This window comes from Lysinibacillus sp. COL-1, from assembly GCF_059814265.1.
Map to the genome: position 1 here is coordinate 1,875,711 of NZ_JCAWSJ010000004.1, position 25,580 is coordinate 1,901,290.

General features: G+C 33.6%; 24 protein-coding genes and 1 pseudogene. 23 read left to right on the forward strand and 2 right to left on the reverse strand.

Going from position 1 to position 25,580, the window contains the following annotated elements; translation table 11 throughout:
* The first annotated feature begins 5 nt into the window (after positions 1–5).
* From AC6BKE_RS17620 to AC6BKE_RS17645, 6 genes are all read left to right on the forward strand, one after another.
* Positions 6–386, forward strand: a complete 381-nt coding sequence (locus AC6BKE_RS17620; RefSeq protein ID WP_340808893.1) for a hypothetical protein — start codon at positions 6–8, stop codon at positions 384–386.
* Positions 387–1,705: 1,319 nt separating this feature from the next.
* Entirely contained in the window at positions 1,706–1,993 is a 288-nt protein-coding gene (locus tag AC6BKE_RS17625) for an RNA polymerase alpha subunit C-terminal domain-containing protein (RefSeq protein WP_036122636.1), read from the forward strand.
* 18 nt (positions 1,994–2,011) lie between these two features.
* On the forward strand, positions 2,012–2,572 hold the full coding sequence (locus AC6BKE_RS17630) for a DUF4256 domain-containing protein (protein WP_089932263.1): 561 nt from the start codon (positions 2,012–2,014) through the stop codon (positions 2,570–2,572).
* 174 nt (positions 2,573–2,746) lie between these two features.
* Complete coding sequence (locus tag AC6BKE_RS17635) at positions 2,747–2,980, forward strand: DUF3953 domain-containing protein (RefSeq protein ID WP_036122630.1); 234 nt, start codon at positions 2,747–2,749, stop codon at positions 2,978–2,980.
* A 473-nt stretch (positions 2,981–3,453) separates the two neighbouring features.
* A complete protein-coding gene (locus AC6BKE_RS17640; protein ID WP_036122627.1) occupies positions 3,454–3,651 on the forward strand; it encodes a hypothetical protein in 198 nt (65 codons plus the stop codon).
* Positions 3,652–3,776: 125 nt separating this feature from the next.
* Complete coding sequence (locus AC6BKE_RS17645) at positions 3,777–4,208, forward strand: hypothetical protein (RefSeq protein WP_499857465.1); 432 nt, start codon at positions 3,777–3,779, stop codon at positions 4,206–4,208.
* Between the two features lie 200 nt (positions 4,209–4,408).
* Here AC6BKE_RS17645 and AC6BKE_RS17650 read toward each other — a convergent pair whose 3' ends face one another.
* Positions 4,409–4,741, reverse strand: coding sequence for a hypothetical protein (locus AC6BKE_RS17650; protein ID WP_499857467.1), 333 nt, complete (start codon positions 4,739–4,741; stop codon positions 4,409–4,411).
* A 752-nt stretch (positions 4,742–5,493) separates the two neighbouring features.
* Between AC6BKE_RS17650 and AC6BKE_RS17655 the strand changes: the two genes are divergently transcribed.
* The 11 genes and pseudogenes from AC6BKE_RS17655 (at position 5,494) to AC6BKE_RS17705 (ending at position 13,624) form a co-directional block, all read left to right on the forward strand.
* Positions 5,494–6,741: an AbrB/MazE/SpoVT family DNA-binding domain-containing protein gene (locus tag AC6BKE_RS17655; protein WP_499857469.1), complete on the forward strand. Its 1,248-nt coding sequence runs from the start codon at positions 5,494–5,496 to the stop codon at positions 6,739–6,741.
* Positions 6,725–7,807, forward strand: coding sequence for a GTP pyrophosphokinase (locus tag AC6BKE_RS17660; protein WP_499857470.1), 1,083 nt, complete (start codon positions 6,725–6,727; stop codon positions 7,805–7,807). Before AC6BKE_RS17655 ends, AC6BKE_RS17660 begins: the two co-directional genes overlap by 17 nt.
* A gap of 45 nt (positions 7,808–7,852) precedes the next feature.
* Positions 7,853–8,554: a hypothetical protein gene (locus AC6BKE_RS17665; protein ID WP_499857472.1), complete on the forward strand. Its 702-nt coding sequence runs from the start codon at positions 7,853–7,855 to the stop codon at positions 8,552–8,554.
* A gap of 67 nt (positions 8,555–8,621) precedes the next feature.
* Positions 8,622–9,113, forward strand: a complete 492-nt coding sequence (locus AC6BKE_RS17670) for a hypothetical protein (RefSeq protein ID WP_499857473.1) — start codon at positions 8,622–8,624, stop codon at positions 9,111–9,113.
* A gap of 89 nt (positions 9,114–9,202) precedes the next feature.
* Positions 9,203–9,643, forward strand: coding sequence for an ArpU family phage packaging/lysis transcriptional regulator (locus tag AC6BKE_RS17675; protein WP_499857475.1), 441 nt, complete (start codon positions 9,203–9,205; stop codon positions 9,641–9,643).
* Positions 9,643–10,183 (forward strand): annotated as a pseudogene (locus AC6BKE_RS17680) (tyrosine-type recombinase/integrase). Before AC6BKE_RS17675 ends, AC6BKE_RS17680 begins: the two are co-directional and overlap by 1 nt.
* A gap of 257 nt (positions 10,184–10,440) precedes the next feature.
* Positions 10,441–10,869, forward strand: a complete 429-nt coding sequence (locus AC6BKE_RS17685; protein ID WP_499857477.1) for a YomK family phage-derived protein — start codon at positions 10,441–10,443, stop codon at positions 10,867–10,869.
* A 468-nt stretch (positions 10,870–11,337) separates the two neighbouring features.
* The gene (locus AC6BKE_RS17690; RefSeq protein ID WP_036122610.1) at positions 11,338–11,769 is read left to right on the forward strand and encodes a BrxA/BrxB family bacilliredoxin; all 432 of its coding nucleotides are present in this window, start codon (positions 11,338–11,340) and stop codon (positions 11,767–11,769) included.
* Positions 11,757–12,545 carry a class I SAM-dependent methyltransferase gene (locus AC6BKE_RS17695; protein WP_499857478.1) on the forward strand — a complete coding sequence of 263 codons (789 nt, stop codon included), beginning with the start codon at positions 11,757–11,759 and terminating at the stop codon, positions 12,543–12,545. Before AC6BKE_RS17690 ends, AC6BKE_RS17695 begins: the two co-directional genes overlap by 13 nt.
* A gap of 312 nt (positions 12,546–12,857) precedes the next feature.
* Positions 12,858–13,082, forward strand: a complete 225-nt coding sequence (locus tag AC6BKE_RS17700) for a PF20097 family protein (RefSeq protein ID WP_036122605.1) — start codon at positions 12,858–12,860, stop codon at positions 13,080–13,082.
* 215 nt (positions 13,083–13,297) lie between these two features.
* The gene (locus AC6BKE_RS17705; RefSeq protein ID WP_157492947.1) at positions 13,298–13,624 is read left to right on the forward strand and encodes a hypothetical protein; all 327 of its coding nucleotides are present in this window, start codon (positions 13,298–13,300) and stop codon (positions 13,622–13,624) included.
* Between the two features lie 169 nt (positions 13,625–13,793).
* Here AC6BKE_RS17705 and AC6BKE_RS17710 read toward each other — a convergent pair whose 3' ends face one another.
* Positions 13,794–15,590, reverse strand: a complete 1,797-nt coding sequence (locus AC6BKE_RS17710) for a UvrD-helicase domain-containing protein (RefSeq protein ID WP_499857480.1) — start codon at positions 15,588–15,590, stop codon at positions 13,794–13,796.
* Positions 15,591–16,304: 714 nt separating this feature from the next.
* Between AC6BKE_RS17710 and AC6BKE_RS17715 the strand changes: the two genes are divergently transcribed.
* From AC6BKE_RS17715 to AC6BKE_RS17740, 6 genes are all read left to right on the forward strand, one after another.
* Positions 16,305–17,108 (forward strand): nucleotidyl transferase AbiEii/AbiGii toxin family protein, encoded by an 804-nt coding sequence (locus AC6BKE_RS17715; RefSeq protein WP_058843099.1) that lies wholly within the window; start codon positions 16,305–16,307, stop codon positions 17,106–17,108.
* A 470-nt stretch (positions 17,109–17,578) separates the two neighbouring features.
* Positions 17,579–19,534 (forward strand): AraC family transcriptional regulator, encoded by a 1,956-nt coding sequence (locus AC6BKE_RS17720; RefSeq protein ID WP_499857482.1) that lies wholly within the window; start codon positions 17,579–17,581, stop codon positions 19,532–19,534.
* A 577-nt stretch (positions 19,535–20,111) separates the two neighbouring features.
* Positions 20,112–20,699: a hypothetical protein gene (locus AC6BKE_RS17725; protein ID WP_271913249.1), complete on the forward strand. Its 588-nt coding sequence runs from the start codon at positions 20,112–20,114 to the stop codon at positions 20,697–20,699.
* A gap of 300 nt (positions 20,700–20,999) precedes the next feature.
* Positions 21,000–21,560 (forward strand): hypothetical protein, encoded by a 561-nt coding sequence (locus AC6BKE_RS17730; RefSeq protein ID WP_499857484.1) that lies wholly within the window; start codon positions 21,000–21,002, stop codon positions 21,558–21,560.
* Positions 21,561–22,400: 840 nt separating this feature from the next.
* Positions 22,401–23,360: an ETX/MTX2 family pore-forming toxin gene (locus AC6BKE_RS17735; RefSeq protein ID WP_082673669.1), complete on the forward strand. Its 960-nt coding sequence runs from the start codon at positions 22,401–22,403 to the stop codon at positions 23,358–23,360.
* A 505-nt stretch (positions 23,361–23,865) separates the two neighbouring features.
* Complete coding sequence (locus AC6BKE_RS17740; RefSeq protein WP_058843103.1) at positions 23,866–24,912, forward strand: Fic family protein; 1,047 nt, start codon at positions 23,866–23,868, stop codon at positions 24,910–24,912.
* Positions 24,913–25,580: the final 668 nt, after the last annotated feature.

Below are 25,580 nucleotides of genomic sequence, written 5' to 3' on the forward strand. Positions count from 1 at the left end.
AGTGAATGACAATATCTATTCACGATGGTGTGATAGTTGGATACTCAGTAAATTTTCTAGAAAATGAATTGCTAGTACATATCGAAACAATGGCAGATGAAATTGTAACTGTTACATTCGAGAATTACTTAGCGCATGATTTCGACCATGTAATGGCAGGAAGTATTTTATTCGATATTGATGAAATGGATTTGAATACATTTTTCGTAGAGAACAGAGAGCAGTTTGAATCACATAAATTATACGCTTGGCCGATTGGTTACGAAGATACGAATGAACTTGAACAATACTTACAAAAAAATAATTATAAATGCTATGTTATTAGTGCGTCACTAGGATTATCAGGTTATGTATTCGCTAAAACGCAGAAAACCAAAAGAAATTAAGTTGCGTGAGAAAAGCTAGAGCTTGTGAACAATTCTACTTAAACGAACGGATGCTATTGTTAAAGAAAAAATTTTGATACAGTTTTACTATTAACCCCGTTCCTACTTTGAACGGGGGTATGCTTCTTTGAGGTTTTTACATATATACTTTTAGTAAGTCACATTCTACTGAGGATGTGGCCTTTTTTGAAGTCGACAAACTATGAAGTAATAAAATGCTAGATGTGTTTTCTTCCCTTTTTACTGTTGCAGTAAGGAGTTGAATCTTGTTGATAATAATAAGTGTGCTTATTATCATTGATAAGTGCACTTGCTAATTTGATGTATGGATTATGACTAAGGCAACACCAGAGTCAAATTGAGCGTTATATAGTAATGAAAAGGCGGGTTTGTACAGTTTTGTAAGAAGGTATTTTTCCATTAAAAGGAGATTGGTTAATAAATTATTCGCCAAAGACTAAGTTAAATGACCCAAAGGACAGTACGGATTTTTTATTATGGCAAGTGACACATTACAAAAGAACTCAACAAGGGCGGTTTGACATATGCACAGTTTATACTATTAGCTACATGTGATTACCTCCACACGCACGGAGAGCTCATAAATTAAAAAACTTGCTGAATTCACAAAGTTAAACATCATGATGATTTCAGATATTGCTAGGACGCTTGAAACTAAAGGCTTTAAACGTAGAAATAAGAATCCTTTAGATAAGTGTGAAATCTTACTTTCACCCACTGAGGAAGGAGCGAGTCTCATTAAACACCAAAGTTGATGACTAAAATTATTGGATGAAGCGTTGCTCACGGTGATGGCAAATGGTTGAGGCATTACATACAATTTTGATACCTTTCAGGAAGCATGTTATTTGGATATGTTATGATTAAATTTGTGAAGAGATGTAGCATAGTTAAATGAAACAGGAGGACAGAAGATGGATAACCAATATTTCGCAGGTTAGGGCACATTGGCGTTGATAAATGCTGGGCTTGCACAAGGGAAGAATAGATCGGGGTTAAATTGGTTTTTACTTTCTCTTGTATTAGGTCCATTGGCAACACTCATTTTGTTGTTTGTTGAAAAGAGGCAGTAATACAGTAAAAGCACTATTCTTATGCGAAATAGTGCCTTTTTTGAATCCCTCTATTCTGTTTTCAGAGCCAATGCTATTCAATTTTACTAAAGATATTACATTTTTATTTAAAATGGTGTCGAAACTGAGTATGCAATTAGAAAATGTTAAACATAGTATTGACAATCGAGTTAGAGTTGTAAAGTATGTTAGAATTAGATGCGGGATTTGATGGGAGGACTTAATTTGGCTGCAGAAAAAAAGTTAAAAGTTTGTGAAAAAGGACATACCTTTTACAAAAGCACGGATTGTCCAAGTTGCCCTACATGTGATCAAGAACATAAACCAACTAGTGGCTTCCTTTCAAAACTTAGTGCACCTGCAAGAAACGCTTTAGTACATGAAGGCATTGATACGTTGGAAAAGCTATCTACGTATACGGAAAAGGACATATTAAAAATACATGGTATTGGACCAGCCTCCTTACCCATTATGAAATCTTCATTGGAAGAAGAAGGCTTGTCATTCAAATAAGCGAGGGGGAAGACAAAGATGACAACGAAGGAATTATCACAAGAGCAACGCGAGGAACTAATCCATACTTTGCAAGTTCGTTTTGAGAAAAATACGCCTCGTCATGAAGGGCTTGACTGGGCTAATGTACAGGCTAAGCTAGAGACTAATATGGAAAAACTAGGGTCGCTCCATGAAATGGAAGCAACGGGCGGTGAACCAGATGTAGTTGGCTATGATGCAAATACAGACGAGTTCATTTTTTATGATTGTTCTGCGGAAAGCCCTAAAGGTCGCAGAAGTTTATGTTACGACCGTGAAGCATGGGAAGCCAGAAAAAATCACAAGCCAGAAAATACGGCGATGGATGTAGCCAAGGATATGGGCATTGAGCTTTTAACAGAAGAGCAATATCGACATCTACAAGAGCTTGGCAAATTCGATTTAAAAACATCGAGCTGGGTACAAACACCCGACAACATTCGAAAACTCGGCGGTGCTATCTTCTGCGACCGTCGCTATGACACGATCTTTATGTATCACAATGGAGCAGAATCCTACTACGCAGCAAGGGGCTTCCGTGGCTCATTACGAGTTTAAGAAATAAAGGCATGCGTTCGATATACGGTCGAGCACATGCCTTTTTCTATGGGAAAGAGGGTTCACCCTAGCCTCTAATGCTGAAAACATAAGGAAACAATATTACATAAGAAGCCTCTCGAACGTCTAGTTATCTTACATTGTATGATAAACTAAAAAAGGGGGTGGAAAGTAATGTTAAATTGTTTGAAAATTATTTTCTCAATCATTGGTATTTCTCTCGCTGCTTATGGACTAATCACACGTGACTTCCAACTGAATTACCTCATGATATTGTTCTTAGGTTTATTCTTGTTCACTTTAGGCATTCAAGAATGTCAAAAACAGAGAACCGTTTATGGGTGGTTGCTAATCGGGCTATTTTTATTTTCAATTTATGTGTCCATTCAAAGCTTTGTCTTGATTTAACGGAAGAAGTAAGGTTGTTCCAAGAATCAATTAGTTCGATTAAAGTAGGAATCACTTCTTCATTCAAATAATACATATCGTATAAATAAAACCTTCCTTAATCAAATCCTTCCAGTTTATATAATGGTTCTTCATCTGTATGAAGTTCTATTAAAATGTTGGCGTTTTGCAAGGCATTTTTAATTCGATGTTCACAGCATGTCGTATTTCTTGTCTATTCCCTTCACTATTTGCCCCTTTGTCCCGTCACCATTCATCAGGAAATGCAAACATTGTTACTCTGTTTTCATATTACACCCTACAAGTAATAACAAACTGAATAATAAGAACGTTTTAGTCCTTTTCCGTTTGATTATATACATAATGTTGAAATTTTGAATGGACTGACACGATCCTCAGCGTTAGCTAGAGCGTGTAACGAGATGGAATGATTTATGTTATAATTTACATTAATTACATAAAGAGGTGAGATAATGGGAAATGAAAAGTTAGTTTGCAAGGTTTGCGGTCGAGATACCTTTACAACTGGGCAGGTTGGTGGTACTACGAGTCAAGGTAATATAAGACCTATAGGAGCAATAATGGCGGTAGGGTCACCACTTTTGATGACTTTCTGTAAAAACTGTGGGGAAGTAGCTTCCTTTAAAGTGGTAAAACCAGAAAAATTTTAAATAATTGGTGAAAGGACCACTGAATGGAAAGTGACTCTTTTTATATAGTGAAAGTTTCAGATTACCAGATATAATCAGAGAGTCTCAATAAATTTTACTTTCACTAATGGGAGGGAGCAGGCTTAATGATTGAAATAATTTATGATACGAATTTACTCGAAGGTTCATGTTATATCGAGATTTTGCCAGATCAATACAGGGGCGAATGCTGGAATAGTTCTTCTATTTACTTTACCGAAGACAACTTCGGATACATTTTGCCTGCGATCGACAAGCATTACAAGAAATTCGATTATTTTGCTTTCAATGAAATAGAGGTGGGTATATGGGATCTAATCAATCAGGAATTGGAAAGAATGAAACAATTTTTAAATAGTAAGCCCAATCCTAATTCATTAAAAGATGGTATAGGATTTCTATACGGCTATTCAGAGCAGGAGTTCATAGAAAACTATGATACTAATGTCCAACAGCTAATTACTATGATAACGGAATTTCAATCTTGGATCATGCAAAAAAGATCAACAACCCAGTTCATTTCTGTTTTGGGGATCTAATCTATAAGACAGGTGTGAAACGACACCAATTCAAGCATCTCGCCGTTCATTTCTCCTGAAACCCGCACACTTGAGATTGAGTAATTAATTAATCGAGTCATATGTAGGCTATTCAAAGAGGGTTTGAAAATTAGAAATTTCACTTTGTAAATTTAAAAACACCCTCTAATTATTTGGAGGGTGTTTGAATGCTAATAAAATTAGATTGAATGTCGATAAGCGTTTAATGTTGAATTGTGCTTAGTGTTTGATAAAATTTTTTGGAGATTGTATTTCCCCCATGGTCCTAATGTTTTAGCACTAGAGCCTAACAAACCATCCTTAGCAGCACTTTTAAGTGTTTCAATCTGTTTAGCAGAGAGTCTAGAGGTTTTGCTTTCTTCAATAATTTTATTCACACTGTTAATTCTCTCTTGACCCTTCGTAGAGGTGTTATTAGCTTCATTGCCAGTCTGTTTTGTTAACCCATAATACTTAGATGAAGACCGACGTGCCATTAAATACTGCATGTTTGAAAATTGAGAAGAGATCATAATTGAATTTACTCCTTTCTATTAAATAATTTATGAATCCATTTTGTTATCGAACAAAATCTGGAATAATTTAGTGTCTGTACATATTTTATAGACAAATATGTACATTTATTGAATTGATTTGAGCCTGGGCGTTTTTGTTTTAATGAAAAAGTAATATCGATTGTATAAATTCCATTTTTAGGTGTATGACGACCTTAGATAAAATAACCATCCGTTACACAAAAAAATTCGCATTTCTCTCTAAAACTCATGGAATTGAATAATAAGTATGTCTTTGTGCATTCGTAAAATCTTGCTAAAATATGCTTTGCGAATACATATGAAAGAGGGTAAAAGCATGAATGCTTATGATGAATATAAGCGTTCATGCTTTTTTGATTCTTGATATATCAACGTTTGTAGGAGATTGTTGAAGTTGATTTTTGAAAAAAGTCATGGAAAGTAAACATTTATTTTTAATTCTTCCTTGAGATTAGTATTTTTTTAAAATTAGATTCAAAATTTTTATAAGGGCATTATTTTAAGATGGTCGATACTAAACAACAGTATGGACTATTATTTATTTATAATACAATTTTCTTGATAACGAAAGTCATTCAGAGCATTTGTAGTATGAGTCAAATAGCTCTAATATCATTTTAAATGACTAAAAAAAATGGAGAAAACACTTGACTTAAAACTTACTTTAACTTACTGTTATAAGTAAGTTATGGTAAGTTAAATAAAGTGAGTAAAAAGGAGAGAAGAATATGACTATTGTTAGTATCAAGGGTCAGATTGTATTACCTAAAAAAATTGTTGACACGTTAAATCTAAAAGAAGGTATGGATGTAAATTTTCATTTATCTGAGAATAATTCAGCTTGTACAATTATTTTTAATGAACCTTCTGGATATGATTATCAATCAAAAATTCTTGCTAGAAATCAAGTGACAATTCCTAAAGTAATTAGAGATAAAATGAAAATTGAACCTAATGACTCAATAGAGTTTACAATTTTAGAAAATAAACTAGAATTGAAATTAAAAAATAAATCGTGGGTTAATAAAGCAATTGAAATTTATGAGGCTAATTACGATTTTCTAGGTGTAATCGATTTAGGTAAATTTGAAAGACCACATTATATTGGTGAAAAAGATGAATGTAGATTTTGTGGTAGGAAAAAAGGAGAAGTGAAATTTAAAAAAATTGCACATGCTGTTCCTGAATTATTGGGGAATAAGGTTTTATTTTCTAATGATGAATGTGATGAATGTAACCTGTTATTTGCTAAATGGGAAAGTGAGTTAGGTAATTACCTTCATTTTTGGAGATCAGCAACAATGCAAGCTGGAAAAAGAGGTGTTCCAAAATTCAAAGATTCTTTGTTCCAAATGGGAGAATCTAATGATGGAAGTTTATTGATTAAAGATACTACAGCTAATAAACATTTATTTTTCGATAATCAAAATAAAACAGTTACAATTGAAGGAGTTCAAAAACCGTATATACCAAGTGGCGTCTATAAGTCTTTTGTTAAAATGGCTTTATCATTAATACCTAAAGTACAACTTAAAAACTTTGAAGAAACAATTGAATGGCTATTAGATGATAAGTCAGTAATAAAAACTCAATCAAAATTAATACTAATAGAACAATTTGTACCAGGGCCGAATCCTTATCCGAATATCCAAATATTGGCTTTTTCAAGAAAAGGTGATTCACTTAAAAATACACCTTATTATATATTTTTATTATGTTATTCTAATTATGTTTTTCAAATTTATGTGCCTTTCTGTAAACTCGATAAAGGTTTATTATTAGAAAACATGGAGTATACAGTATTCCCTTCTAATTACGCTTTTGTTCTTCCAGAGGGAACAATTAAACCATTTTTTAAAGATTTATCAAGTGATGAAAAGACTAAGGGAGAACCTATTGAATTAGAATTTACTTACGATGAGAAGATAGAAGTTTCGCCTGAATATTATAAAAATTTAAATGTTGATTTTAAATAAGAGAATTTTTTTAAGACCTAATTTTTGTGATTCGCAGGAGAGACTATATTTAGAATGTGAAAATAGTATTAAAAGGTTAATAGACTCTTTATTAAAAGCAGAGAATATATATGTTCATATTATTGAATCTAGAGTTAAAGAGTTAGAAAGTTTGAAGAAAAAAATTGAAAAAAAGAATAAATATAATTCTATCGCTGATATTACTGATATATTAGGGCTAAGATTGATAACATATTTTGAAAATGATGTAGATAGAATTGCAAAATTGTTAAAACAAGAATTTATTCTAGATGTAGTAAATTCTGTTGATAAACGAGAAAAAGATAATCCTGAAGAATTTGGTTATGCTTCATTACATTATATATTAAAGTTGAAAGAGCCTAGGTCTTCTTTGCCGGAATATAAACATCTAAATGAGATAAATTTTGAAATTCAAATTAGATCAATCCTTCAGCATGCTTGGGCTGAAATTGAGCATGATTTAGGATACAAAAGTAAAAAAGAAATTCCACAATCTATTAGACGTGACTTTTCAAGAGTTTCTGGTTTATTGGAATTAGCAGATATGGAATTCATTAGAATAAAAAAGTTTCTAATCCAACATGAGTCTAATATCGAGAATGAAATTGAAGAAAACAACCTAAACATCTTATTAGATAAAGTGACGTTGAATGAATACCTAGAGAAGTCCAAAATTGTAACTGAAATAATTGCTAATTTAAAGTCTGAAACTAGAGATAAATATAATTCAAACACGAGATACTACCACTTGGACTTTTTAGATTATTTAAGGATTAACACATTAGGGGATTTAGATAATTTACTAAAGGAAAATCAAACTGAAATTTTAAATTTTTTCAAAAGATGGAATAAAGGTAGAATAAAGACAGAAATTCGTTTAGATACACCAATACTATATTTAAATTATGTATTATTGTATCAAGGTTTTAATGGAACTGACTTTGAAAAGTATTTAGAAATAATCGCAATAGATGGTGAACATTTACCAGAAATAAAGAATATACTAAAAGAGATGAGGTCAGAAAACTTCAATCTATTTGATTAATTCTACTGTTGAATTAACAAAAACTTGGTGGAGTTATATAGTAAAATGATTAAAAAGAATACTCTTTTAAATTTACTTTACATAGGCTATTTTTATATTACTGTTTTTTCCGGAACTATGATATTTATGAATATTGAAGGAAAGATAAGGCTTTTATTTATTTTTATAGTATTAATATTAATAATTTTATATGTCATGTATATTTCTGAGAAGTTTGAAAAATTAGTAGATAAAACATTGTCTTTTTATGGAACTTTTATGCTTATAGCAGGTTTATCGATTTTCTCAGTATTTATTGGAACATGGCTTCTTCAATATATTTCAAAAACATTTGTTTACCTGGATCTTGACTCAAGTATAGAAGTTGATATAAAAAAAATTGCATACTATATGGTAAGTATAATAACCCTAATGTTTTATATTATATATAGGGTATTTAAAATTTTAATTAATATATTAGTTACAATAGAATTAAAAGGTAAGAAATTGATAGAAATTACAGATAAACATGAGAAATATTTTGCGGCACTCACAGTTTTTGCAGGATTTATTCCTATAATGACTAATATGATATTAATATCTATGCAAAATAAAGATAGTAATGGAATAGATAATCAAAATTCTGAAATTTTTTCTACTGCAGTTCTAATAAATGAAACGAATAATGCAATTTTATTAATTTTTTTGATGTGTCTAACACCTTATCTTTATTTTTTATTTAATGGAATACCTAAAAAGAAAGCATAATTGAAGAATATTGATATGGTGATATAAATTTTTGTGAAAAATTAAGATTAGAATGAAGGGTGAATCTATGGAAGAATGGTTTGAAGCATTTAGTAACCCAACTATTATGATACCTGCAGTAATATCTGCTTTTTTTACTTTATTGGGGGCATTTTGTGGTGTTTATTTAAGTAACAGATCTGCTAATAAATTATCAAGATTTAACAGAATGATGCATTTGAAACAGGAATTTCATGAGTTTAAAATTATAATAGAAGGTTTTGAGCTCCATATTCCTTATATTCATTCAAGCGATAAAATAGATAGTTTAACAAAAGCAAATCTGTCTAATATGATTGAAAAAATAAAAGATGAAAAGTATATTCCTCGTCTATTGGAAGAAAAAAAACCATCGATAATTGATATTCATGATATTGAAAATTTGATAGTATCGTTTAATACTCTAGAGCATTGTATTGTTGAAAATAAAGATGAAGTAATAACTTTTGGTGTCTATAATAAATATAAAAATGCAATAAATAATCTGAAAAGGTCATTAGATTTAACTTTTAGATTTTAGTTCTACCAGCTCACTGGAGGACAACACTGGATAGTAGCAAAACGCTGCCATCTTTTGTTGTCCTTTTTTATTTAAAGGAGTGAAAGATAGTGGATATTCTAAAAAATATTGATGGTAAGGCAACACAAAAAGCTATTGAAAATGTATTAAGACAATATCGTACTTATCAACTAACAACACCAGAGGATTTATTGCCAACAATTACACCAAAGTATACATTAGAAATGTCGTCTTTTAATGGAAGAATACATTCAAAAGTTGAAAATGCTGCTATTCGGAACGTAGAATATTACAAGCAAGCTGAAAGTTTTTTCGAACGATTTAATAGAGGTTTTTATAAGCTGAACCAAAGAGAGCGTCAGATTATCGTAATGGCATGTTTAGAAGAAGTTCCAATGTTTAATTATCAAATTTCAAAAGAACTTCATATCAGTGAACGAACTTTTTATCGTATAAAAGCACAAGCTTTGTATAAATTAGCATTAGCTTTACGAGTAGAGGTATACCAAGAGGAAGAGGTGACTACTTAATGAATTTTGTCCAGCCGATACGTGATTTAGAAAAGGTTCGAGATGTCAGAAGAACTCTGCAGGGCAATCCACGTGATGAGCTACTATTTTGTTTTGGAATATATACTGGTTTAAGGATTAGTGATATATTACGTTTAAAAGTTGGGGGTGTCCGTAATAAAAACGTTTTTAAAAGTGCAGAAAAAGAAAAAACTCAATAAGATGAAACGCATCCCCATTTTAAATGAATTACAAAAGATGATTGCTCCATATATCGAAGGAAAAGAAGAGCAAGAATATTTATTTAAATCACGACAAGGTAAAAATAAACCGATTACTAGGGTAAGGGCCTACGATATTTTACAATCAGCTACCCTAGCTGATTTGGACGAGATTGGCACAAATACTTTACGGAAGACATTTGGTTATCACGTTTATCAAGAGGAAAAGGACGTTGCATTATTGCAGGATATTTTTAATCATTCAGCACCATACATTACAATGAAATATATTGGAGTAAATCAAGATGCAATTGATAAAGCCCTATCAAAAATTAAATAAACGTTTGAAATTTTAAAATAGCATTGATAATGGTGCTATTTTTATTTTGCTCATTTTAGGAAATGGTACATTTCTTAAAGAGTCGTGCACTTTCATATACTAAAGACATATACAAAATAAGGACATGTAAAACTCATTTTCAAGATAGAGTGTAAAGTGTTTATAAATCTAGGTTTTTAAAGAGTTTCGCAGGTTAACAGAATATAAGATATGTTAAACTAGTAAAAGGTGTAATTTTAAAAAGGAGAAAGATTAGAATGGGAAATATAAATCTTGAAGATATAATTTTACTTGAAAAAGATCAAAAGTTTGTAGAGAATCTTTTGGTTTTTTTTGGCGCAAAGGAGAATAAGAGGACTATATTAGGAGAGCAATATATTAAAAATATTAAGATATATAAACGATTGAGTGAATATAAGAAAAATACGGTGAAAGCTAGATTAAATTACATAATTGATAACAATACACCATTACCATATTTAGTACCTTTAATAACGGCTTTCATTGCAATAGTTAATTTGATTCCTTTAATATTATTTGGAGAGGTAGATGTAGATAAAACACTGCAGTATTTTATAACATTCTTTATAAATTGTTTCGTATTACTTTATTTGTTAATACCATATAGAAAAGAGAAAAAGATAATTGCTAAGTCAAAATATTTATTAAATCTTATAAACATTTAGTGGCAGACTTTTGGCAGGAAGTTGGCACACTTTTTCAAAATAAACGTGCTATTATGGTAGTAGGCAATATTAATTGAACAACATAAAGACAGGCGATATGGCTCATGCTGCATCGTCTTTTTTGTTGTGTTCATAATTCTATAAAAACAAATTTAGGTTCTCCAAGAGTGAAGTGACCCCTAAAAGTTAGACACGGTTATTTCATTTAGGCAGCTTGGGTAAAATGAGTTCGGTACCCTTAATTAATTTTGAACTAGGTCATTTTTTATTGCAATCACAAACTACACATGATTTAGTTTCATTTTTTAGGTGTGTAACAGCCATTAACCAATACATCATTCGTTACACAAAAAAGTCACACTTCCCCCCGAAAACCCTCTAAGTTCAAACAAAAAGCATGTCTTTGTACATTCACACAAAACCTTGCTATAATAAGCTTTGCGAATACATAGGAAAGAGGGGAAAAGCATGAACGCTTATGATGAATATATGAAACAGGTTGTGAAGCCGATGCGTGAGGAGCTAGTGGAGGCTGGATTTACGGAGCTGACAACGGCTGATGCGGTGAATGAGTTTATGGCAGAGACGAAGGGGACTTCGTTAGTGGTCATTAACTCGGTATGTGGTTGTGCGGCAGGACTTGCTCGTCCAGCAGCACGTGAGGCAATTGCTGCGGTGAAGCCTGACCATCTTGTGACGGTGTTCGCAGGACAGGATCCAGAGGCGACTGCAGCAATGCGCGGTTATTTTGAAGAGGTGCCACCGAGCTCACCGTCTATGGCGATTTTAAAGGACGGGGAACTGGCTTACTTTATTCCGCGTGAACAAATTGAGGGATTCCCTGTGGAGCAAATTGTCTCTCATTTAACTGGCGTGTTAGAGCAAACATGCGAGAACTAAAAACGATTGTGACGACAGCGGGCAGACCAGACGAAGTATCGATGGCGCTCGCTGCTTTTGCGTGTCAAACATTAGGTGCTACATTTGAGCCACGGAAAAAGCGCTCTGTTCGTAAGATTTCACAGGAGTTGCAGGCACATGTGATGGTGGCGGGGAAGAATCGCTATGAATATTATGCCTATGGGGCACAGGAGCCCTTTTTCTTTCATCCGAATTCTGCAGCGTTTCGACTAAAGCGTGTTGCTCGTGGTGAGGCAGAGCCCTTTTTGGAAGCGGCACAGCTTCAACAGGGTGATTCGGTGTTGGATTGTACATTAGGTCTTGCGGCAGATGCTATGTTAGCGGCTTATATCGTGGGTGAGACAGGCCATGTAGTAGGGCTGGAAGCAAATCCAAATGTAGCGTTTATTGTCAGTCGGGGGACGCAAACCTATGATACGTCCGAGTTACCATTAACCGCCTGTATGCGACGAATCGAGGTAGTTCAAGCTGAAGCGATTGCTTATTTAAAAACCTTGCCAGACAAGGCTTTTGATGTGGTCTATATGGACCCGATGTTTGAAGAGGTCATCGAAGAGGCGAATAATTTTCTGGCGTTACGGCTCGCGGGTGAGCATGTTACATTAACGGATGAATGGGTCTATGAGGCCAAGCGTGTAGCGAAAAAGCGGGTGGTATTAAAGGCACATTTTCGTTCAGAGTGGTTTGCACAGTACGGTTTCCAGCAATTGACGAGAGTAACCGCGAAGTTTCATTATGGTGTGCTAGAAGTCTGACCGAGCTCCAATAGATATAGAATATATGACAAAAGATGTCCAACCGTTCGAAATGTCTGACTTGGGCATCTTTTGTCATTTTAATTTTTGCGGAAGTGAAGTAGTAGAGGACATTATAATGCATCAGAATATCTGAAATGTGTGAGTGCTACTGAATATTGCTCTCCATGATCCTCGGATAGAGCAAGCCTTTCAACAATTTTAGCTTGCGCAAATTTTCCATTAAGTTTTTTTGTTGAGATGGTTATTTATGAAGACTTAAAAAAGTTTATATTTATAATAGAATATATAAAAGCTTATGGAGGGATTGTTATGGAATTGAAGACATGTCCAAATTGTAATAGTCAGAACATTCATAAGGGTATTATTCGAGCTGGTCATGCTCCGCTCCACATGTTTCCAGAAGAATCATTTAACAAAAACGCACCGCTTAATTCTCATCTAGGAAATTCCTCTAAAATAACCTCATACTATTGTCAAGATTGCGGTTATATTTTAGGCGCATTTGTAGATGAACCGAACAAACTTATTAAATAAGTTAAGGTTAAGAATGAAACTTTTTATAAAAATCTTAGCTATAAAGAAAACGCCACTATTCGGGGCTTTTTGTTCATTTCACAAAAAATCTCATGATACTAAAATATACGAAATGAAGAACGGGAGAAATTAGCATTTCGTGATACTAGTTCACTAACTGACATTAGGCTTGATAATATGGGCAGTTCATTTGGGGGTATTTTTGGAAACAAACAGTGATGGTATCGCCATTCGTGGATTTACAAAATCATTGGCTGTTGGCAATTCTCGTCTTTGCCCTCAATATTTTTGGCTATTATTTAGTCGGCTGGCTGATTGGTGCAGGGTTTTATCGCTATGGCGGCTTGTTTGGTCTAGCTTTTATAATCATGGCTTTCGTTATTGTTTTGGTACAGGCTGTTTTAGTAAGGGCTGTACTTGGTTTGCCATTAAACTCAGCGATTGTATCGTTTGATGTGCCTGCTGTGATTGCAGCCATAGGGATTTTAACAGTCATCAGCCTTGATCCGTCAACTAACAAAAGGGTTGTCATTAAAATGTAGAGTGGAAATGGAGTATGCAATAATAAAATCAGTATGCTAGGTGACATGTCCTACCATACTGATTTTTTGTCATATATCATGATGTGTATGTTGTATATAAATTTCCAATGTTTATCTACTTATAAACTGGCTTTTTTACAGAAATCACAGGTATTTGAGATTGTTCGATTTACTGAACAGGCACTGTTTGTTGAAGTAGAACTTTCATTTCCTGTGCATAGGATTCTTGATGGAAGTTTTCAGCGTGAATGTACAATTGTTCAGAGGCTCTTGTGATACCTACATACATAGTTTTTCGATATTTTAATGCTTCTTCTTTTACAGAAGTAGAGATAAATCGATCTGTATCCAATAAAAATACGATCGGAGCTTCTAATCCTTTTGCTGATTGATAAGTTGTCACAATAATTTTATGCTCAGTGGATGCTTTTTTATTTAATGATTCCGCTTTTGCTTGTAACACCTTTGGAAGTGTTTGGATGAAAGTGTTAGCTCTCTGCCAGTCTTTACAGAGTACCATTATTTCATTTGGATTATAGCCAGCTTTATAAATCAATTCCTCAATTTTTATGGCTACCTCTTCAAGTTCTCCCTCAATCATCCCGATGCCATTTTCAACCGAATTTTCATACTCAATTTCCTTCATAGGGCAATAAAATTTTTCTACCTCGGCTTTTAATTTTTCATCTACACTTAAAAATTGTAGAGCTAAATCAATATGCTCATTGGCTGAACGATAGGCTTTTTTTAGTAATTTACTTCTGCCGCGCATGTCTAAAATAGGGTCAATTTCTGTCCAAGGTGTATCTGTTGAACGGTAGAGACCTTGTAAGCGATCGCCAGCTAAAAATAAATTAATGCTGTTTTTTTCTTCTTTTTTACTATCAATAGTTTTAAAAGTCTTACAGCTTTGAATGGCTAAACGAATCCAATCGTCTAAAAAATCTTGGTATTCATCAATTAAAATTGCATCATACTTCGGTTTAGCTTTTTGTAGGGACAAACTTGGCAAATCATAGTCCCACCATTTTTGCTGTTCATCACCAGGTAGTTTTGGGACAGAGACATGTGCTATATCTAGTGCAAACTTGTGGAAGGTACTGATTTCAATATTCTCAATATGTATATCTAAAAATGATAAATTTTCTGCTAAGCTTTTTACTTTTTGTTCTAGTTTTGTAGCTAAACTTCTATTGTATGTTAAAACGCGAATTTTCCAATCGGGGTTTTCTCTAATCAAATGAATTGCTCTTGCTAAAAGCATAACTGTTTTTCCACTGCCAGGTACTCCCGTCACCATATAATGACCGTATGAAATATTTTTAGCAAATCGTTCTTGCTCAGCATCTAATGCAGCAATTAGTTCCTGCGTGTGGTTTTCACTTGTAGAGAGAATTTGAATCTCTGGGAAGATAATTGCTCTGAGCATCTTTAAATACATAGGGCTTAAAGGCTTAATTTCTGAAAATAAGTCTGATATTTCTAAACCGTTAAAATCCTCCGATAATAGATAGTGTGCGGGTTTCTGATTAAAAACATCTGCTAAGCGATTTTCTTCAAAGGTAGCTCTTTTTAAATGAGGCAAAATAGCAAAGGAAGAGAGCTTCACATCTAGTTCACCTTGCGTGTTGTATAATCTATCATCCATTGAAAATAAGCCTTCCAGAGATTTATAATATTGACCAGCTTTAAATACTGGATTATCTAGTTTTTCCCCATTGATATTTTTAATTTCTAGACGAGTCCAAGAGGCAAGGTAGTCAATACTCCAGTCCTTCACTTCTAAAATACTTACTCCTCTTAAACAATCAATTAGAATAAAATCTGGAATAAGATTTTTAATCTTGGGTTGAATATAGAGATAGGCATCACTTTGTTGTGTTTTATATAAATTTTTAATCTTATTGAGCACACTGCGCTCGCCCTTAGTTAATGTAGGAAGATCATTTGGTATGATATGTAGCAAAATATATTAACCTCCAAATATTAGTGTGTTATACAATATTTATAATACACTATATATTGTAAAAAACAACAACTTTAGTCTTGTGGTAAAAAAGCATTATTATAAGCTAAAACATTGGTTATTTAAAATAAGATCCTTTCTAAAGAGGAATTTTTATGAGTCTTTAGGTATATGAATTAGAAAGAGTAAAGAGTGAAAAAAGAGTGTGAAATTGTATTTTGTATAAAATATTTTACTTATTTAATTCACTGTGCTATAATAAGAGACGTGCTATTTTAGGTAGCATATTTCTGTAATCTGGCATTCTGCTTTTTGTTTTTGTAGATACTTATTCACACTGGCGCATGCTTTGGGGCTGCAAGGACGCAAAAGATGGTAGGGTTTGCGTTGCTTAAGTTAGAAGGCACACAGTGGAATTTTACCGCGGTGATGAAACGAATCTGGTTTCAAGATAATATTCCCCAGACGATTGGGTTGAGACTTTTACAATTTACGAGAATGTTACCTATAAATACTAAAGGGGTAGTTTCGCAATAGCGAGGCTGCCCCTTGTCTAATTTTCCCAGCCTGTCGTCCCTAGCTACGACAGGCTTTTTTGGTATACATTACCGTTTACTCTATACCTTAAATAAGTGATAATAAAAGCATGAATTTTAGTAAGAATCTAAATTCCGACATGAAAAAACTGAAAAATCAAAAAGGTGAGGGATATTTATGGAAACAATGAGCACACAATCCACGAATGTGTTTACACAAATAACAGAAATGGCTGCAGCACGGCAAGAAAATAGGGAACAGCTAGTATCACTTTATTGTCAAGAAAGGCTCCTTTATCGTTTATCTGTCTCATCATATAACGATCAATTTTACTTAGCAGGGGATTTATTATTATTTGCATTAACAGAGGGATTGGTGAAGCCCACAAAAGAAATCACACTGCTAGCGAAGCCGAGTGCTCGTCAACAGGAAATAGTGAAACAAGCATTGAAAGAAATTTGTTCGATTGCAGTACCAGAGGATGGCATTGAGTGGAACGCAGAAAAAATAGAGAGTGCTTTAACAGAAGACGGTATTCATTTCACAATACCAGCTACACTAGGCCAAACAACAACATACATAGAAGTAAGAATAACCTATAAAGAAAGTGTGCCAGTGACACCGAAAACCATTATGTTTCCAACCTTACTAGCCAGCGAGGTGGCTGTGCTTTATACATATCCAACGGAATTCGTGATAGCACAAAAATTTATCGAAATGTATCAATATCCAGCCTTAGAGAAAACATCAAAAGCAATGTTGGAAGTTAATCAACTGTTGCAAACCCAAAACATAGAAGGACGTATCTTACAGGCGTATATAGAAGCATTATTTGAGCGCCATCATTTTACAATTGAGCTAAACACTACACTCGAATTAACAGGCGTACTAAAACAATTTTTCAGCCCAATTCATGAAGTGCTATTGGCTGAGCATGAATTTTTCCAGCAGTGGCACTTTGACAATCAGGCTTGGCAATAACGATAGAAACCCGCGGACATTATGTTGTTCGCGGGTTTCTACGTAGTATAAGTAGTTATATGGGAATAGAATAAACATTTTTAGTGATTATCTAACGCATCAATGCATTAAGAAGTAGACATTATAAACTAAAAAAGGAGAGCGGATTTATCTATTATGACTGATGAATTTTCTCTTCTAGAATCACAATGGAATTAGGTGAAGAATAGGATAAAGCTGGCTAGCTTATGTGTTCAAGAGATTGTTCAAACAGGCGAATTGCTGTGCAGCCGACAAAAAATATGTCTGAGGCGGGGAAAACTTTGCAAGAGGTATAGTTAGATAAAGTATTTTTGCTTGCCTTGACATCCTCAAATAGTATTTGTTATGTTGTAAATCTGAATGAGAATGATAATCATTGAAGCTGTATGATCTATGGGAAGGAGCAATCTAATGGACAGGATCAATAATGTTCATTTCGTGGCAATATTATGAATATAAGCGAAGAAATTCAACTGTGGAATCAAGTCGTCATTCGTGTACTGGACATTCGGGTAAAACGACTTGGGCGTGGTGACGAAATTCGTAATTATGTAACACCAGCAAGCACGTTTATGTTTGTGGCAAATGGACGGGCTGAGCTGTGGGTAAACGATGAAGTATGGCTATCCGAACGGTTTCATTTAATACATATCGGCAAGGGGCAGCGGATAACGGTTCAATCTACTGACTTTCTTGACATCTACATGATTTTATACAATGCTTCTTTGCCAGCTTCAGCATTGCGGGAGTTTCATATGATGATGCAAACAGACAATCCATTTATGAAAAGTTGGGCAGTGTCGCCATCCGAACCGCTCGTTATGTTGGAGAGGCTAGAAACAATGTTGAGCGATTGGCAACAAATAGATAATGGGCAGATAGACAAAGAGAAAGACATGAAGGATGTCCATGAATTAAGAAGATTGAAGGCTAAGGGGGAGTTCATCCGTTTCGTCCATGCAGCGTTACAGGAGCGGATGGAGCTTGCACACGCCCCAACGTTGGCTGAACAAGTTGTCCGCTATATCGCAAGGAATTATCGTGGAATGATTTCCATGGAGCAGTTGGCCCATCAAATGAATTACACCCCACAGTATGTTTCAAGGAAATTTAAAGAGCAGATGGGATGCAGCCCACTTGATTATACGATTCGATTACGCATAGACTTGGCACGAAATTTGCTGTGTGATACCGAAGCGACACTACAAGAAATAGCTGCTTATGTTGGTTATCCAGACACAGTCTATTTTAACCGTATGTTTAAGAAACAAACAGGTATAACTCCAGGGGAATATCGCAGGCAATACCAGTTTGTAGGTTCGAAAGATACTATGAATTGGACAGATTTGTCCATTGTTGCTCCACATCCAGCCATGTATCATTTAAACGGTAATGATATTCATTATCAATTAATGTTAGATGGAGGAAATGATATGGCAATGAGTAAAAAAAATATGTTAGCGATGACACTATTGTGTCTAACAATGGTTACATCGGCATGCGGGACATCATCAGAAGGGACAAAGGGAACTAGTGGCGCAGCCAAATCTGATCAAGTGAATGCAGAAGCACCTGCCAATATCGAAATGCGAACAATTAAGACCGCTCTCGGAGATGTGGAAGTGCCTGCGCATCCACAACGTGTAGCAGCATCGGCATTTTTAGGTACCGTGTTGGCACTAGACGTCCAACCAGTGGCGTCTGATTTTTTATTGATGGAAAGTCCGTATTTAGAAGGGATGCTTGACGGTGTCACTAATGTGGGAGATTCGCTTGAAGCACTGGTTGATTTGAAACCAGATTTAATCATTACAAATATTAATAAAGAAGAAACAGTGGACAAATATTCGCTCATCGCGCCAACAGTGGCTATGCCGTATAATAGCTTTGAAAGTATTCAGGAGGAAATGCGATATTTCGGTGATTTATTAGACAAAAAGGATGTCGCTGAACAATGGATTACCGATTTTGAGAGTCGCACAAGTAAGTTACATGATGAAGTTCAAGCTGTACTTGATGAGGGAGAGACCGTCTCTATCATGCAGGAGTATGATGGAAAGGTATTCTTATTCGGACCGAAGTCTGGACGAGGTGGTCGAATCATGTACGAAATATTGGGCACGAATCCGCCTGCTACGATTCCCGAACATATGCTAGCTGAATCATTTTATGAATTTTCACTGGAATTGCTTCCTGAATATACTGGAGATTATTTGGTTTTAACAACAGAATCGACATTGGAGGAACTACAGGCTGATCCGATTTGGGGTAACCTGCCTGCGATTCGCGATGGAAAAGTATTCTTGTGGACTGAAAGCCAGTCATGGTTCCGAGACCCAATTGCTGTAGAAGGGCAAATAGACAATTTAGCTAATTGGATTCTGGAAGCTGCCAAAACAAAATAAATATTGTAGCGTAAGAACTGACTTACTTAGGCTAAGTAGCTGAAAAATATTGTCTTCTTCATCATCTCGTTTTTCCTCTATTATTTACAATGAATTTAATCCCTTTACAGATTCCTAACAAGGCTCTAGAAAGCAACCGATTAAAAGTTGCTTTCTAGAGCCTTCCCTTGTCACAATTTCCTATGTATAGATACCTCGTCTGCTTTTTGCAAATTTCTTACGAACGTATGATGATAGGTAAAAATTAATAAATTGTGACAATTGATACTACCATCAATCATTTTATTGCATCCTTCTGCCCTAAATACAAAATAAACAATATATTTAGGGAAAGCAACGATTAAAAAACGATGAAAAACAATCCATATGTCTTTATAAAAGATAGTTTAAACCCTTTTTTGTGAAAATTAGTGACATTTAATATTATATGTACATTAGGTAATCTATGAACGCCCCCTAGCCAAAAGATAAAAAGTGTACACACTCATTGGTGATGGCACGTTGTATGGATACGGTTAACGTTCATAAATGGGATAGTATAATCAGAAGTTCTATAGTATAGGAGGTCAAATGAAAAATGAATATTAACAACGTAAAAGGAATGATGAATTACAATAATGTATTACATGGTACAAATAATAAGTCTAAGTTCAATAGTATCTCGAATCAATTTAATCATTTCAAAGATGCAGTAGAACTCTCTAGTACAGGGAAAACAGTGATGGAAACACTTGATAAGGGCACAGCAATCAAAACGACACTTTATGTAGATTCCTATACCTATAACCAAATTTTAAACTACACTACCAATAATCCTGAATGTCAATGGAGTGAAATGGGCTTTGATGGTGAAAAACGTTGGGTTGTTGTGAATGGACAACGTTTTGAGTGTCCATTAAGCGAAAAAGAAAAAGCAGCTAGAAAAAGGGCGCAACTTACACTTTTAGATTACATGGAGGAACATCGATTACAGAAGGAGAAGACTAGGCTAAAACATAAAAAATATGAGCAAATAGACATTGATTTTACTGGCACATCTAATGCTAGTATCCTTGGAATTGATCCTAAAATCGATCATTTATTGAGCAATGAAAAAGCAATAAACATGCTTAAAGATATTTCTAAATATACAAATGGAAAGATCTCTTTATCGTCTAATATATAATTTCTTTTTTAGACCGAATTGTAATTTAGGTAATCGTTGATAACTAATGACAGTTTTCTGTGGATGTCAATCAGAGCTAGTATACTTTAAAGCTTTTACAGTTTGGAACGCCTCTTTTAAAGGCGTATATATTCGCTTTTAACAATATAAAATGAACTAGTAACTATATGCATGAATCAATCAATGTAACAACTAGCTACTAATTTAGCTATAAGGTTCTTAAATACGAAGCATAAAATTTTCGATTCTATCCCATTCTTTGTGTATCAAAATAGTACTTAGAAAGGAAAGGAGATAAACGTGAATATAAATTCCCTTTCTATCGAAAATCTACTTCTCACACAAAAACTCCTTCAAGAATTGCCTGAAAATAAAACATTAAATTTATCAGAAAAACAAAAAGCTTCTTTCAAACAAATATTAACAGAAGCCCTTCTTAAGAGTTCAGATACAAAAAATTTATCTGATTTACAAAACCAACTGTTTTTAAAAAATCCTACATTATTTAATATGATCAATTTAAATAATCAGAGTGGTTTTCTAAATCTACTCGAAGCTCAATTAGATGAGGATCATTATCTATCCAAAGTGCAAAAACAACTATTAAAAAGTACTGATTTAACGAGCGAAGGATTTATCTCACCTTCTTCAAATATAGTTATTAACACGTTAGTAAATTCTAGATTAAAACCAAATAAAATGGCGGCTAAGTCTCATGTAGACAAGCATAATGCAGCTAAAGCAAAAGCATCATATCCACAACAAATCCCAATAATTTTAAGTACAAATATGGGTGAAATGTTCTCAAGAATTCAGCAAATTACATCTTGTTTTTGGTTTAGAAACCCGTTTTCTCTTTGAAGAAACTGAGGTTTAAATATCTTCTGTCGGTTGAAGAGGCGGTACACCACCGCCTTTTTCGAAGGTATTGGTTTTAACCTTTCTTAGCTTAGTAAGAGACGTTTAAGTTGAACAAAATAGACTTTAAAATTTGAATAATTGTTGTATGATAATAATCTGCTGATTCCAAAATAGCAACAAGTATTCGTCCTATTATCGATTGAATCGCTATTATATACCTCGTAAACTTATTCGATTTCTCACAATTAAGCTTTATTAGAGAATTTCCCTATATGAATCTCTTTTTTGAGAATCCTGCATCTTACTTCCCACTTAGCTACATTACTTCCTGCTACTGCACTCATTTTTTACCTCCTCTAACCACTATACCTTCGTTTGTTATACAAGATATACGTCCCAACCAACCAGCAACATATTTTTACTTTTATTCTTGGAAAATAATAAATTAATCCTTATCGTTCAAGTTGAATTCATTTTTTTGACATTTTAATATTTAAACGAATGGACTGATAAGAATTATGCGTATTTAGCTTCTATTTGTGCTGCGTTTATACAGAATAATAAGCGATTTTTTTAATTTCAGAGAAAAATCAAATCAATAAATTATGACAATTTATGCTAATTTTTATTGTTTTTTATATCCTTCTGCCATAAATACAAAATAAACAATATATTTAGGGATAGAAACTATTAAAAAAATAGTAAAATCAATCCATATGTCTTTATAAAAGATAGTTTTAACCCTTTTTTGTAAAAAATTGTGACATTCGATATTATATTTATATTAAATAATCTATTAATATTAGATATTTAATAAAAAAATATTAGGAGGGTTTCACAATGAAAAATAAAATAATACTGTATGGTGTAGTAACAAGTACTTTATTGGCAGGCGGTCCCTTTTCTAATAATGCAAGTGCTTCTGAAAATCAAGGACTGACGGGGAATAATATTGGAGTTGTTTCAAGCAACATAAAAGCGGCTGAACAAAGTCAAAATAAAAATAGTGCCTATCAAGATATTGATGAAAGAGTGAAAAAGATGTTGATCAGTGCTGCTTTTGATGGTACAGAATATAGATACCACCATATAAAAGATACCGAATTAAACGGTAATATTATAGAAGGGTCTATGATTGAAAACGCTCAAATTTTGACAATTGGAGAAAATATTTTAGAAAATAATCTAGGGCATGAGGTAACGTTATTTACTAGTGGATATGAGCATGAATTTAAGGAAATGACTAGTACAACCAATACTTCAGGTTGGACATTTGGATATAACTACAATGCAACCCTATCTGTAATGATGGTCTCAGCTTCGCAAAGTTTTAGTGTTGATTATAATATGTCCACTTCAAACACTACAGAGAAATCACAAGTTAGAAAGTTCACTGTGCCTCCACAAGGATTTCCTGTTCCAGCAGGGAAAAAATATAAAGTTGAGTATGTATTTGAAAAAATAACAATATCGGGCAGAAACAGACTGAATGCAGATTTATATGGGGACGCTACTTATTATTACAATAATTTACCGATGAGCCCTCAACTTTTATATTCTGCCATGAACTTTGCTTCAGATACTCAAGGATTTGAACGCGTAATTAGAGATAATGCAGAAGGAAATGATCGATTTGGAATTAGAGCGACGGGCGAAGGACGATTTAGCACAGAATTCGGTACACGTTTATATGCTAAAATAACAGATATTACAGATTCGAAAAAGCCCGTAACAATAGAAACAAAAAAAATTCCTGTTAATTTTGAAACCCTTTCTGTGGCTACTAAAATAATTGAATAAGAATAGGAGCATGCAATACCCTTAGCGTATTAAAAGTAAGGGTATTGCATTTTTATATTGCCTCTAAAAATTGGATAACATTTTACATTATCAAAATTTTTATAGCTATAGGTATGTTACAATGAATGGCAATCGAAACGATAGATTATCAATCAACTTTGTGAACAAAACGCTCTTGGAAAACACTAAATCAATCCTTATCGTTCAGGTTGACTTCATTTTTTGTGAAATTTACCCTGGGAGAAATACTTCGATATTCTTGCCTAAAGCATATGAATTATTTTTTGTGACATTTTAATATTTAAAGGAATGGACCGATAAGAATTATGCGTATTTATCTTCTAATTGCGCTACATTTATACAGTGAATGAACCAATATAGAATAATAAACGATGTTATTTTTAGTATTTTTGTTTAATTTAATGAAGATTCGCAATTGAAAATAATAATCTGTATGATTGTAACAAAGGAAAAGCAACATGATTTCCAAGAAAGGAGGAACCACATGAGAAATTTTTTCGAAGATCAATATATAAATAGTGGTGAGCAACAAATAATAAACTTAGTTAGTGAAATTAGTGAATATAAAGGAAAGTTGACCGCTTACCAAGAGCAAAGACCTGATATGTTCACTAGGCTTGCAAAAGCGATGCCACTACAATATATAAAAAACTATGTTTCGGTATATGAGGATATAAAAGTTTCCAATAAGCGCTTAAAAGAACTTATTTTAGAAGATATGATACCCCAATCGATCTCAGAAGATGCGATATTTTGTTATTATGAAACGCTGACACTTGTACATGAAAAATCTAGTGCTTTCTCTATTAGTCCAGATACTATACAAGAATTGCATTTTCAATTAGTTCATTTTATTACCTCTGACGGTGCAAAATGGCGTCAAAAGCCATTCTCTATCCCGGGAATTCCGGAGAAAGGGATGCACACGATTGTTTATCGTCCTCTTCCTCCTGAAAATATCCCAATGGCTGTAGAACAATTATGCAACCAGTACAATGTATTAAACCATAAAAAAGAGTTACCTACACTTATATTGATAGCTCGTTTTATATTCAATCTTTATTGTATAATCCCATTTAGTCAAGGTAATGGTAGATTAATGCTTATGTTAATGCAATTATTACTAGTAAAAAGCGGACATACATTTGTTAAATATGTTTGTTTAGATGAATATATCAAGAAAAGAGAGGCAGAATACTATGAAGCCGTCTATCAATCATCGGTAAATTGGTATTGTAATGGGCATAATATGAGCTTCTGGTTAAAAACATTCTTATCTATTATTTTAGAGGCTTATAAAAATCTACATAACAGAATACGGGATTCTATATGCAGACATACTAAGATAGAGCGAATTCAGAATTTTATTCTTAATCAAGAACAACCCTTTACAAAAGAATACATTCGAAGTATTTATCCTGATATAGCCGAAAGTACAATTAGTAAAGCTTTAACTGATTTACAAGTAGGTGGTGAAATTAAACTGATTTCAAAAGGGAGAAATGCGTGCTGGATGAAAGTCAAATCTTGAAGTCGGAGGGCTACTAAGTCAGAAAAAATAGTAGTAATGCGAAAAGGAATATTGGAATTACACCGGCCAAGTCACGTATCCATGCTCCTCGTTCGACCACTGTGCAAATGGTAGGAATGAAAACGAAATGTGCTAAAAACTAACTGAGAAAAATAACAAATTGTATTGGTTGTAAAACGTTGGTCATTTTATGTTATACCACCTCCTAATGATACTCCTCTTGTTTGATGCCATCTAATCTAAGTGGACACGTTTTAGTTTCTATTGACTCACATAAACTCCCTTATTATATCTCTAGATAAGAATTCCACGTTCTCCATATTGACGCCAAATAGGTCGAATTTAGTTGGACGATCAAGGTGATATGAAAATAAATTTTTTCAAACATACATTCAGTATTAGCAGAATCCACTCATTTCTAGCAGGGGGCAACATCTCCTTTTCTTTAATGATTATACGAAGATGAAAGAGTTCCATTTTATAAAAATTCCATGTCATGATGAAGAATACATTCCTCCAAAAAAATCAGCAGATTCAAGATTAAGCCTGTGGATATTTGGGGGAATTTTATTCTATGATGGAACTTATTTTTATGAAATCTAAGTATGACTATAATCGTAGGGTTCATTTATATTTTTTTAGAAAAAACGAGGTATCTTCACATAAAC

Coding starts and splice junctions, on each gene's coding strand:
- AC6BKE_RS17620 (WP_340808893.1), top strand. CDS start 6: ATGACAATATCTATTCACGATGGTGTGATAGTTGGATACTCAGTAAAT.
- AC6BKE_RS17630 (WP_089932263.1), top strand. CDS start 2,012: ATGACAACGAAGGAATTATCACAAGAGCAACGCGAGGAACTAATCCAT.
- AC6BKE_RS17635 (WP_036122630.1), top strand. CDS start 2,747: ATGTTAAATTGTTTGAAAATTATTTTCTCAATCATTGGTATTTCTCTC.
- AC6BKE_RS17640 (WP_036122627.1), top strand. CDS start 3,454: ATGGGAAATGAAAAGTTAGTTTGCAAGGTTTGCGGTCGAGATACCTTT.
- AC6BKE_RS17645 (WP_499857465.1), top strand. CDS start 3,777: ATGATTGAAATAATTTATGATACGAATTTACTCGAAGGTTCATGTTAT.
- AC6BKE_RS17650 (WP_499857467.1), bottom strand. CDS start 4,741: ATGATCTCTTCTCAATTTTCAAACATGCAGTATTTAATGGCACGTCGG.
- AC6BKE_RS17655 (WP_499857469.1), top strand. CDS start 5,494: ATGACTATTGTTAGTATCAAGGGTCAGATTGTATTACCTAAAAAAATT.
- AC6BKE_RS17660 (WP_499857470.1), top strand. CDS start 6,725: ATGTTGATTTTAAATAAGAGAATTTTTTTAAGACCTAATTTTTGTGAT.
- AC6BKE_RS17665 (WP_499857472.1), top strand. CDS start 7,853: ATGATTAAAAAGAATACTCTTTTAAATTTACTTTACATAGGCTATTTT.
- AC6BKE_RS17670 (WP_499857473.1), top strand. CDS start 8,622: ATGGAAGAATGGTTTGAAGCATTTAGTAACCCAACTATTATGATACCT.
- AC6BKE_RS17685 (WP_499857477.1), top strand. CDS start 10,441: ATGGGAAATATAAATCTTGAAGATATAATTTTACTTGAAAAAGATCAA.
- AC6BKE_RS17690 (WP_036122610.1), top strand. CDS start 11,338: ATGAACGCTTATGATGAATATATGAAACAGGTTGTGAAGCCGATGCGT.
- AC6BKE_RS17695 (WP_499857478.1), top strand. CDS start 11,757: ATGCGAGAACTAAAAACGATTGTGACGACAGCGGGCAGACCAGACGAA.
- AC6BKE_RS17700 (WP_036122605.1), top strand. CDS start 12,858: ATGGAATTGAAGACATGTCCAAATTGTAATAGTCAGAACATTCATAAG.
- AC6BKE_RS17715 (WP_058843099.1), top strand. CDS start 16,305: ATGGAAACAATGAGCACACAATCCACGAATGTGTTTACACAAATAACA.
- AC6BKE_RS17720 (WP_499857482.1), top strand. CDS start 17,579: ATGAATATAAGCGAAGAAATTCAACTGTGGAATCAAGTCGTCATTCGT.
- AC6BKE_RS17725 (WP_271913249.1), top strand. CDS start 20,112: ATGAATATTAACAACGTAAAAGGAATGATGAATTACAATAATGTATTA.
- AC6BKE_RS17735 (WP_082673669.1), top strand. CDS start 22,401: ATGAAAAATAAAATAATACTGTATGGTGTAGTAACAAGTACTTTATTG.
- AC6BKE_RS17740 (WP_058843103.1), top strand. CDS start 23,866: ATGAGAAATTTTTTCGAAGATCAATATATAAATAGTGGTGAGCAACAA.